Raw genomic sequence first — 10,663 nt, 5'->3', positions numbered from 1 at the left:
GGCTTGACGGCCCAGTGGTTTTTTCATGCCTGAGGATCCACCCGATCCAGCGCACGGTTCACCGCCAGCTCAGCGAGCATGATGATCTGCTGAATCGCCAGCGCCGTATTGCGCTGCGGTCGCCCCAACTGATCGGCGAAATCACTGGCCAGGGTGTTGGCTGAAGCGAGGGATTCACAGGCATGGGCGAGCAGGGTTTCGGTGTCGATTTCCGGCTGGATGAGGAACATGGTGCCGGGCGGGCGCGCCTTGCTCGGCTGCGGACACAGGTAAAAATCCAGAGCCCGCTTGATCGCTTCGCGGTTTTTCGCGAGGTCGTCGGCGCGGATGGTTTGTTCGAGGGGGGTGGGTTCGTATGGTGGATCGGGAACGATTTTATCCACAATGCTTCTCCTGCTGATGCTGATGGACAGCCATCGATCGCCGGATCTCACGCGGCGAATAGGTGGCAGCTATGTGCGAGGTGAGATCCACCGGAGCAGGCAACCGGCCAGACCGAAGTCTGCCCGCACACAGCCGCCATAAAGCAGGCAGCAGATTGAGCTGGCGCCAATTATCGTGGTGCTGGCGCCAGTTGCAAGCTATCCGGGGATCTCACTCCCGATCGCTGATTCGCAGCGACGGGAAAAGACTAGAGATCGCACGTCCGACGGACAACCTGAAAACCTTGTGGGAAGGTTCTGGTCATCGGGTACCGGATTTAAACAATCTCAAGTTCTCGGGCGCCTGGATGGGCCTCATCGCGAGCAGGCTCACTCCTACAATTGGATCGAGTACAACCTCAAGAAACAGGTCGGCTGTCAGGCCGCCTTCGCGAGCAGGCTCGCTCCCACAAAAGCAAAAGCAAAGCAGCGCAGCTGCCCGCGGCGAAGCCGCCCCACTCCACAATGAGCGCAAGCTCGAGTACCGCTTTTGATCTTGATCCACCGGCGACGTCGGAAGGCTGAGTGGAGGGATTGATCCGGGCGTGGGAGCGCAGCGACCGTCTGGCGCAGCCAGACACAGCGGAAGGAGGTGCAGCGAAGCAAACCGGAGCCGCTGCGCCCGGATCAGTCCCGGAGCGAAGGAACCCGAGCCTGCGAGGGCCGAACGCAGGAGCAAGCCTTTTGGGTTACCTTTTTGGCGTTTGAAAAAGGTGACTCGCCGTAAGGGCGAAACCGCCAGCCGCAGCCCCCGAAGAAACGGATATTCACTCAGTCAGCCAGAACATGGTCGCCTATAAGGGCGCCATCGCGAGCAGGCTCACTCCTACAGAAAAGCAAATCGCAGGCAACAAAAAACCCGCAGACAATCACTCATCTGCGGGTCTCCCGTTCCAGCAGCAAAGAAGATCAGAAATCCTCCAGCCGCCACACCTCATAAGCCGGCGTCTCATACGGATGACTGAGCTTCAACGCCGCCACAACAGCAACAACCAAATCATCCGCAACGACAAGCTCAACCTTCCATTCCTCAACCCGCTCAACCTGCCCCGCCTCACCGATAAACGGCTGACTGCCGTCCAACGGTCGAAACTGGCCCAGGCCAAGCACCTGCCACGCACAGTGGTCATAGTCACCGATCCGCCCACCACCGGCAGCGAACACAGCCCCTTTGACTACCTCGACATGACTGTCAGGAACAAAAAACGCCAGCTTGTACACAGGCCTTAGTTCACCCAGACGCGCGCATTACGGAACATGCGCATCCAAGGAGCATCCTCGGTCCAGTCTTCCGAACGCCACGAGTTCTGCACCGCACGGAACACACGCTCCGGGTGCGGCATCATGATCGTCACGCGACCGTCACGGCTGGTCAGACCGGTGATCCCGCGCGGCGAGCCGTTCGGGTTTGCCGGGTAGGCTTCGGTGACCTTGCCGTGGTTGTCGACAAAACGCATCGCCACGCAACCGGACAGATCGGCTTCCAGCAGTGCTTCTTCGCTGGCAAACTCGGCATGACCTTCACCGTGGGCGATAGCGATCGGCATGCGCGAACCGGCCATGCCCTGCAGGAAGATCGAGTTCGATTCCTGGATCTGCACCATCGCCACCCGCGCTTCAAACTGCTCGGAGCGGTTGCGCACGAAGTGCGGCCAGAACTCGCTGCCCGGGATCAGCTCGTGCAGGTTGGACATCATCTGGCAACCGTTGCACACGCCCAGCGTGAAGCTGTCGTTACGCTCGAAGAAGCCTTGGAACGCATCGCGGGCGCGGCTGTTGAACAGCGCCGACTTGGCCCAGCCTTCACCGGCGCCGAGCACGTCGCCGTAGGAGAAACCGCCGCAGGCCACCAGGCCCTTGAACTCGTTGAGGTCGACACGACCGGCGAGGATATCGCTCATGTGCACGTCGATCGCGCTGAAACCGGCGCGGTCGAATGCGGCGGCCATTTCCACCTGACCGTTGACGCCCTGCTCACGCAGCACGGCAACCTGTGGGCGGATGCCTTTCTTGATGTAAGGCGCGGCGATGTCCTGATTGACGTCGTAGCTGAGCTTGACGCTCAGGCCCGGGTTGTCTTCTTCCAGCAGCGCGTCGAATTCCTGCTCGGCGCAGTCGGCGTTGTCGCGCAGACGCTGGATCTGGTAGCTGGTCTCGGCCCACTGACGCTGCAGCAGACGACGCTGGCCTTCGAACACGGTGTCACCGTTGAAGGTGATGTTGATCTGGCCATTGTTGATCGGCTGACCGATCACCGACACGCAGTCGCCCAGGCCAGCGGCGCTGAATTGCGCGAGGATGTCCGGGGTGGCGTCCTGACGAACCTGGATCACCGCGCCGAGTTCTTCGTTGAACAGGATCGCGGCGATTTCCGAAGCGGATTCGGCAACGCTGTCCAGGTTCAGGCTCAGACCGCAGTGGCCGGCAAAGGCCATTTCCACCACGGAAGTCAGCAGACCACCGTCGGAACGGTCGTGGTAAGCCAGCAGGTGACCGTCGGCGTTGAGGCCCTGGATCACCGCGAAGAAGGCTTTCAGGTCTTCGGCGTCATCGACGTCCGGCGCATGCTTGCCGAGTTTGCCGTGGACTTGCGCGAGGATCGATGCACCCATGCGGTTCTGGCCGCGACCGAGGTCGATCAGGATCAGGTCGGTGGTGCCCTTGTCCATGCGCAGTTCCGGGGTCAGGGTCTGACGGATGTCAGCCACTGGCGCGAAACCGGTGACGATCAGCGACATCGGCGAAGTGACGGTCTTGTCTTCGCCGTTGTCGTTCCAGCGCGTGGCCATGGACATCGAGTCCTTGCCCACCGGAATGGTGATGCCCAGCTCAGGGCACAGCTCCATGCCGACCGCTTTCACGGTGTCGTACAGACGCGCGTCTTCGCCCGGGTGGCCGGCCGCCGACATCCAGTTCGCCGACAGTTTGATGTCGGAGAGCTTGTTGATGCGCGAGGCGGCAATGTTGGTGATGGTTTCGCCGATGGCCATGCGGCCCGATGCCGGCGCGTCCAGCAGAGCCAGCGGAGTACGCTCGCCCATCGCCATGGCTTCACCGGTGTAGACGTCGAAACTGGTGGCGGTGACGGCAACGTCAGCCACCGGCACTTGCCATGGGCCGACCATCTGGTCACGGGCGACGAGGCCGGTGATGGTGCGGTCGCCGATGGTGATCAGGAAGCTTTTGCTGGCTACGGCCGGGTGATGCAGAACGCGTTCGATGGACTCGCTGATGTCGAGGTTCGACGGATCGAAGTCATCGCCCAGCTCGGCTTCGCGAACCACCGAACGGTGCATGCGCGGCGCCTTGCCCAGCAACACTTCCAGCGGCATGTCCACCGGGTTGTTGCCGAAATGGCTGTCGGTTACGGTCAGTTGCGGTTCGGCAGTGGCTTCCCCGACTACGGCAAACGGGCAACGCTCGCGTTCGCAGATCGCCTGGAAGCGCTCGAAGTCTTCCGGGCCGACTGCCAGCACGTAACGTTCCTGGGATTCGTTCGACCAGATTTCGTGCGGGGCCATGCCCGGCTCGTCATTCGGGATGTTGCGCAGTTCGAAACGGCCACCACGGTCGCCGTCGTTGACCAGTTCCGGGAAGGCGTTGGACAGACCGCCCGCGCCAACGTCATGGATGAAGCTGATCGGGTTCTTGTCACCCAGCTGCCAGCAACGGTCGATGACTTCCTGGCAACGACGCTCCATTTCAGGGTTTTCACGCTGTACGGAAGCAAAATCCAGATCCGCCGAGCTGGTGCCGGTGGCCATCGACGAAGCCGCGCCGCCACCGAGACCGATCAACATCGCCGGGCCGCCGAGCACGATCAGCTTGGAGCCGACGACGATCTCGCCTTTCTTGACGTGTTCTTCACGGATGTTGCCCATGCCGCCTGCGAGCATGATCGGCTTGTGGTAACCACGCACTTCGTCACCGTGCGGGGTGGTGATCGATTGTTCGAAGGTACGGAAGTAGCCGGTCAGCGCCGGACGACCGAATTCGTTGTTGAACGCAGCGCCGCCGAGCGGGCCTTCGATCATGATGTCCAGCGCGGTGACGATGCGCTCAGGCTTGCCGTACGGCACTTCCCACGGCTGTTCGAAGCCCGGGATCTGCAGGTTCGATACGGTGAAACCGGTCAGGCCGGCCTTGGGCTTGGCGCCGCGACCGGTTGCACCTTCGTCACGGATCTCGCCGCCGGAACCGGTCGATGCGCCCGGGAACGGGGCAATCGCGGTCGGGTGGTTGTGGGTTTCAACCTTCATCAGAATGTGCACCGGCTCCTGCACCGCGCCGTACTGGCGGGTTTCAGGATTCGGGAAGAAGCGGCCGGCAACGTTGCCGACGATCACCGAAGCGTTGTCCTTGTAAGCGGACAGCACGCCTTCGCCGTGCATCTGATAGGTGTTCTTGATCATGCCGAACAGGCTTTTTTCCTGACTCTGGCCGTCAATGTCCCAACTGGCGTTGAAGATCTTGTGGCGGCAGTGCTCGGAGTTGGCCTGGGCGAACATCATCAATTCGATGTCGTGCGGGTTGCGCTTGAGACCGTTGAAGGCGTTGACCAGATAGTCGATCTCGTCTTCGGCCAGGGCCAGGCCCAGCTCGGTGTTGGCCTTTTCCAGCGCGGCGCGGCCGCCACCGAGGATGTCGATGGCGGTCAGCGGCTTCGGCTCGGCATGGCTGAACAGACCGGCGGCCTGCTCGAGGTTGGCCAGCACGATCTGGGTCATGCGGTCATGCAGCGTGTCCGAAATCAGCTGGGCTTCGGCTTCGCTGAACTGCCCTGCAACATAGAAGGCGATACCGCGTTCCAGGCGCTGGATCTTGCTCAGGCCGCAGTTGCGGGCGATGTCGCTGGCCTTGCTCGACCACGGCGAGATGGTGCCGAAACGCGGCAACACCAGAAACAGACGACCGGTCGGCTCTTGAACCGGAACACTTGGGCCGTACTTCAGAAGGCGCGCTAGCACCTGCTGTTCGTCGCCGGTCAGGACGCCGGTGACTTCGGCGAAGTGAGCGAATTCAGCATACAGGCCACTGACAGCTGGAACCTTCTGGCTCAGTTGCTCAAGGAGTTTGCTGTGGCGAAAGGCAGAAAGGGCAGGAGCGCCGCGCAGGATCAACATCTTCGGGACAGCCTCGGGAAGGGGTGTGCTTTGAGGCCGTGCATTCTAGCCTAAACCGACCTCAACATCACCCGAAACGCTACGCACGGTTGCACTCGGGTAGCAATCTGTGTTTCTGCCTTCGGGGTCAGGTAAATCGAGCCTTTCAGCGCGGCTTATTTTTACTGTAACAAAATGCCCTGAAGGCCCGTATTCAAGGGATTTCGTTCGATTTTGTGATCGCTAGCAGACTAGTCCTACGCTGTCGAGATATGGCGCTCGTGGCCGTTTGCGTATACTGCGCAGATGTTTTTCCCAACGGCTTTGCGTCCGCGATACGCCAAATGGCTGATCGCAACCGGACTCTTCCTGGTGCTCGGTGGCTGTGTTGATAAACCCAACACACTCGAGCGCGTAAAGGAGGACGGTGTGCTGCGCGTGGTTACCCGCAACAGCCCCGCCACCTACTTTCAGGATCGCAGCGGTGAAACCGGCTTCGAATACGAGCTGGTGAAGCGCTTCGCCGACGATTTGGGCGTCGAATTGAAGATCGAGACCGCCGACAATCTCGATGACCTGTTCAACCAGGTCGGCAAGCCGAACGGCCCGGTACTCGCGGCCGCCGGTCTGGTCAGCAGCGATGAACGCAAGAAGCAGGTGCGGTTCTCCCACTCCTACCTCGAAGTCACCCCGCAGATCATCTACCGCAACGGCCAGTCGCGCCCCACCGATCCGGCGGATCTGGTCGGCAAGAAGATCACCGTGCTAAAGGGCAGCACCCACGCCGAACAACTGGCCGCGCTGAAACAGAAATATCCCGGCATCGAATACGAAGAATCCGACGCGGTTGAAGTGGTCGATCTGCTGCGCATGGTCGATGAAGGCCAGATTGACCTGACCCTGGTCGACTCCAACGAAGTGGCGATGAATCAGGTGTACTTCACCAACATCCGCGTGGCCTTCGACCTCGGCGACGCGCGCAGCCAGAGCTGGGCAGTGGGCCCGGGCGAAGATAACAGCCTGCTCAATGAAATCAATGCGTACCTGGACAAGGTGCAGAAGAACGGCACCCTGCAACGCCTGAAGGACCGCTACTACGGCCACGTTGATGTCCTCGGCTACATGGGCGCCACCACCTTCGCCCAGCACTTGCAGCAGCGTCTGCCGAAATACGAGCAGCACTTCAAGAACTACGCGAAGAAAGAGAAAGTCGACTGGCGCCTGCTCGCCGCCATCGGTTATCAGGAATCCCTGTGGCAGCCGACGGTGACCTCGAAAACCGGCGTACGCGGCTTGATGATGTTGACCCAGAACACCGCGCAGGCGATGGGCGTGTCGAACCGCCTCGATCCCAAGCAGAGCATCATGGGCGGTGCCAAGTACCTGGCTTATATGAAGGATCAGCTAGACGATTCGATCCAGGAACCGGATCGCACCTGGTTCGCCCTGGCGGCGTACAACGTCGGCAGTGGCCATCTGGATGACGCGCGCAAACTGGCGGCGAAGGAAGGCTTGAATCCGGACAAGTGGCTGGACGTGAAAAAGATCCTGCCGCGCCTTTCGCAGAAGCAGTGGTATAGCAAGACCCGCTACGGCTACGCCCGCGGAGGCGAACCGGTGCACTTCGTGGCGAACATCCGTCGCTACTACGACATCCTGACCTGGGTGACCCAGCCACAGCTTGAGGGCGATCAGGTGGCCGAGGGCAACCTGCATGTGCCGGCGATCGACAAGTCGAAACCGGCGCAAGAACCCGCCCCGCTCTAACCCACACCTCGCTCCCACAGGAGTTTTGTGTAGCTGCTCAGGATTTGGCAGCAGCCAGAATCAGCGCTTTCATTTCCGATACGGCGGACTTGAAGCCCACGAACAACGCATGCGCCACCAGCGCATGGCCGATGTTCAGTTCGTTGATGCCTTTGATCGCCGCCACGGCCTCGACGTTGTGGTAATGCAGGCCATGCCCGGCATTGACGATCAGGCCCTGCGCCAGTCCAAACGCCACGCCATCAGCGACGCGTTTGAGCTCTTCTGCCACTTCAGTCGGGGTTTCGGCATCGGCGTAGCGCCCGGTGTGCAGCTCGATAGCCGGCGCACCGACGCGCTTGGAGGCGGCGATCTGGCGCTCGTCGGCGTCGATGAACAGCGACACTTCGCTGCCGATCTTCGACAAGCGCTCGACCGCAGCCCTGATGCGCTCCTCCTGCCCCGCTACATCCAGACCGCCTTCGGTGGTCAGCTCCTGACGGGTTTCCGGGACCAGGCAGATATGCGCCGGGCGAATGCGCTCGGCGAACGCCATCATTTCTTCGGTGACGCCCATTTCGAAGTTCATGCGGGTTTGCAGCACATCCTTGAGCAGCAACACGTCGCGCTCCTGGATGTGACGGCGATCTTCGCGCAGGTGCACGGTGATGCCATCGGCGCCCGCCTCTTCTGCATCCAGCGCCGCCTTGACCGGATCCGGGTAGCGCGTGCCACGGGCCTGACGCAGGGTGGCGACGTGGTCGATGTTCACGCCGAGAAGAATGCGATTGCTGCTGGTCACGGATGCGCTCCTGAATTGAGAGGTTCGGCGCACAGCATATCAGGGCTTGCGAAACAGCTCGCGACTGACAAGTGGGCGCCCGCCCAAATGCACCGCCAGCGCCTGGCGCATCAGACGCTTGGCCGCCGACAGCGCACCGGGCGCCGACCAGTCGGCTTCGGCCATGGCCAGCAGTTCAGTGCCGTTGAACAGACCTGGTTGCAGCAGATAAACCCGCTCGAGTCCGGCATCGACTTGCAGACGATAGAGGCCGTCAGGTGCGACAGGCTCACCGTGCATATCGGTGGTCATTGAGAAGCCGTAGCCGAGATCATCCAGCAATCGCCATTCGAAGGAGCGCAACAATGGCTCCAGTGGTCGACCTTCGGCCAGCGCCAGCAAGGTCGCGGCGTAATGATCGAACACTGCCGGATGCGGATCTTCGGCCGGCAACAGGCGAATCAACAGCTCGTTGAGATAGAGGCCGCTAAACAGCGCTTCGCCATTGAGCCACGCCGAGGTGCCGGAGCTCTCCATACGCCCGACATTCTTCAGCTCGCCCTTGCCACGGAACTCGACCTCCAGCGCCACGAACGGCCGCGCCAGCGTCCCGGCCTTGCCCCGCGCACTGCGCAACACCGCCCGCAGCCGACCCTGCGGCGTAAGGAAATCGACCAATGCGCTGGTTTCGCGATAGGCACGCGAATGCAGGACGTAGGCGGGTTGGGCGGGAGGCGGGTTTTGCGACATTGAGTTCTCGATGAAGAAACGCGGTTTTACATACAACCCAAAACCACTGTGGGAGCGAGCCTGCTCGCGAAAGCGGAGTGACAGTCAACATCAATGCTGAATGTTACATCCTCTTCGCGAGCAGGCTCGCTCCCACAGTGAGTAGCGGTGTTTTCGAGATCGCTACTTACAGATCGCCATAACCCAGCGAACGCAGCGCGCGCTCGTCATCGGACCAGCCGCCCTTCACCTTGACCCACAGGTTGAGCATGATCTTGGAGTCGAACAGCAGCTCCATGTCCTTGCGCGCTTCGGTGCCGATGCGTTTGATGCGCTCGCCCTTGTCGCCAATGATGATTTTCTTCTGGCCGTCACGCTCGACGAGAATCAGCGCGTGGATGTGCAGGGTCTTGCCCTGCTGCTTGAACTCTTCGATTTCGACGGTGATCTGGTACGGCAGCTCGGCGCCCATCTGGCGCATGATTTTCTCGCGCACCAGTTCGGCGGCAAGGAAACGGCTGCTGCGGTCGGTGATCTGGTCTTCCGGGAAGAAGTGATCATTCTCCGGCAGGTGATCGGCGATGACCTTTTCCAGCGCTTCGAGGTTGTGCCCGTGCTGCGCGGAAATCGGGATGATCTGCGCGTTCGGCAGCTGTTCCTGCAACCAGCTCAGGTGCGGCATCAGCTCGGCCTTGTCCTCGATGCGATCAGTCTTGTTCAGCGCGACGATCAGCGGGCCGGTCACGTATTGCACACGCTCGAGCACCATCTGGTCTTCGTCGGTCCACTTGGTGCGGTCGACGACGAAGATCACCACGTCAACGTCTTTCAACGCCGCCGAAGCGGTTTTGTTCATGTAACGGTTCAGGGCCTTTTCGCCACCCTTGTGCATGCCCGGAGTGTCGACGTAGATCGCCTGGACGTCGCCCTCGGTCTTGATCCCGAGCATGTTGTGGCGAGTGGTCTGCGGTTTGCGCGAGGTGATCGCGAGTTTTTGCCCGAGGATGTGGTTGAGCAGCGTCGACTTGCCGACGTTGGGACGGCCGACGATGGCAACGTAGCCACAGCGAGTTGCGTTTGTATCAGTCATTGCCATTCTCCACGCCCAGGGCAATCAGTGCTGCGGCGGCCGCTACCTGTTCGGCAATACGACGGCTCACACCCTGACCTCGGCTTTTTTCATTCAGTAAGACCACTTCGCATTCGACGAAGAAGGTTCGGCAGTGCGGTTCGCCCTGGATATCCACCACTTCGTAGCGTGGCAGTTCGCAACCGCGCGATTGCAGGTGTTCCTGCAAGCGGGTTTTCGGATCCTTGTTGGTGTCGACCAGCGTCAGGCCTTCGAATTCGCCGGCCAGCCACGCCAGTACGCGCTCGCGGGCGACGTCCATGCCGGCATCGAGGTAGATCGCGCCAATCAATGCTTCGAGGGCATCGGCCAGAATCGATTCACGGCGGAAACCACCGCTCTTCAGTTCCCCCGAACCCAGGCGCAGATAATCACCGAGGTCGAAACCGCGAGCCAGTACGGCCAGGGTCTCACCTTTTACCAGCCGTGCGCGCAAACGCGACAACTGGCCTTCGCGGGCCAGCGGGAAGCGATCGAACAGCGCCTCGCCAGCGACGAAGTTGAGGATGGCATCACCGAGGAATTCCAGACGCTCGTTGTTGCGCCCGGCAAAACTGCGGTGCGTGAGGGGCAGCAGCATCAGCTCCTGATCCTTGAAGGTGTAACCGAGCTGGCGCTCGAGACGGCTTAGAGAAACGCTCACGGTTTACCCACGCTGAGTTCGTGGCTGGTTTCCACTGCCATCGCCGGGGTACGGCGCAGGCCTGGGACAATTAACGCTGTGTTCAAAAAATAGATCCTGGCGATTGCGAAG

8 protein-coding genes are annotated in these 10,663 nt (G+C 61.0%); 1 reads left to right on the top strand and 7 read right to left on the bottom strand.

The window, feature by feature from the left end; all coding sequences use genetic code 11:
• Positions 1 to 23: 23 nt before the first annotated feature.
• The 3 genes from BXA01_RS21230 to purL all read right to left on the bottom strand — a co-directional run bounded on the left by BXA01_RS21230 (position 24) and on the right by purL (position 5,545).
• Positions 24 to 383 (bottom strand): DUF6124 family protein, encoded by a 360-nt coding sequence (locus BXA01_RS21230; protein WP_076566012.1) that lies wholly within the window; start codon positions 381 to 383, stop codon positions 24 to 26.
• Positions 384 to 1,331: 948 nt separating this feature from the next.
• Positions 1,332 to 1,643, bottom strand: a complete 312-nt coding sequence (locus BXA01_RS21225; RefSeq protein WP_076566009.1) for an NGG1p interacting factor NIF3 — start codon at positions 1,641 to 1,643, stop codon at positions 1,332 to 1,334.
• A 5-nt stretch (positions 1,644 to 1,648) separates the two neighbouring features.
• Positions 1,649 to 5,545, bottom strand: a complete 3,897-nt coding sequence (gene purL / locus BXA01_RS21220; RefSeq protein WP_076566007.1) for a phosphoribosylformylglycinamidine synthase — start codon at positions 5,543 to 5,545, stop codon at positions 1,649 to 1,651.
• A 285-nt stretch (positions 5,546 to 5,830) separates the two neighbouring features.
• On the opposite strand from purL, the gene mltF reads away from it, so the two are divergent.
• Positions 5,831 to 7,291 (top strand): membrane-bound lytic murein transglycosylase MltF, encoded by a 1,461-nt coding sequence (mltF, locus tag BXA01_RS21215; protein ID WP_024011704.1) that lies wholly within the window; start codon positions 5,831 to 5,833, stop codon positions 7,289 to 7,291.
• A gap of 37 nt (positions 7,292 to 7,328) precedes the next feature.
• Here mltF and pdxJ read toward each other — a convergent pair whose 3' ends face one another.
• The 4 genes from pdxJ to rnc all read right to left on the bottom strand — a co-directional run bounded on the left by pdxJ (position 7,329) and on the right by rnc (position 10,552).
• On the bottom strand, positions 7,329 to 8,072 hold the full coding sequence (pdxJ, locus tag BXA01_RS21210) for a pyridoxine 5'-phosphate synthase (protein ID WP_076566005.1): 744 nt from the start codon (positions 8,070 to 8,072) through the stop codon (positions 7,329 to 7,331).
• Between the two features lie 39 nt (positions 8,073 to 8,111).
• Positions 8,112 to 8,801: a DNA repair protein RecO gene (gene recO, locus BXA01_RS21205; RefSeq protein WP_076566003.1), complete on the bottom strand. Its 690-nt coding sequence runs from the start codon at positions 8,799 to 8,801 to the stop codon at positions 8,112 to 8,114.
• Positions 8,802 to 8,967: 166 nt separating this feature from the next.
• Positions 8,968 to 9,870: a GTPase Era gene (era, locus tag BXA01_RS21200; protein WP_016771562.1), complete on the bottom strand. Its 903-nt coding sequence runs from the start codon at positions 9,868 to 9,870 to the stop codon at positions 8,968 to 8,970.
• Complete coding sequence (rnc, locus tag BXA01_RS21195; protein WP_076566002.1) at positions 9,863 to 10,552, bottom strand: ribonuclease III; 690 nt, start codon at positions 10,550 to 10,552, stop codon at positions 9,863 to 9,865. Before rnc ends, era begins: the two co-directional genes overlap by 8 nt.
• Between the last annotated feature and the right edge of the window lie 111 nt (positions 10,553 to 10,663).

This window comes from Pseudomonas sp. B10 (assembly GCF_900156235.1).
GTDB classification, from domain to species: Bacteria; Pseudomonadota; Gammaproteobacteria; order Pseudomonadales; family Pseudomonadaceae; genus Aquipseudomonas; species Aquipseudomonas siliginis.
This window is presented reverse-complemented; position numbering and strand designations above follow the sequence as displayed.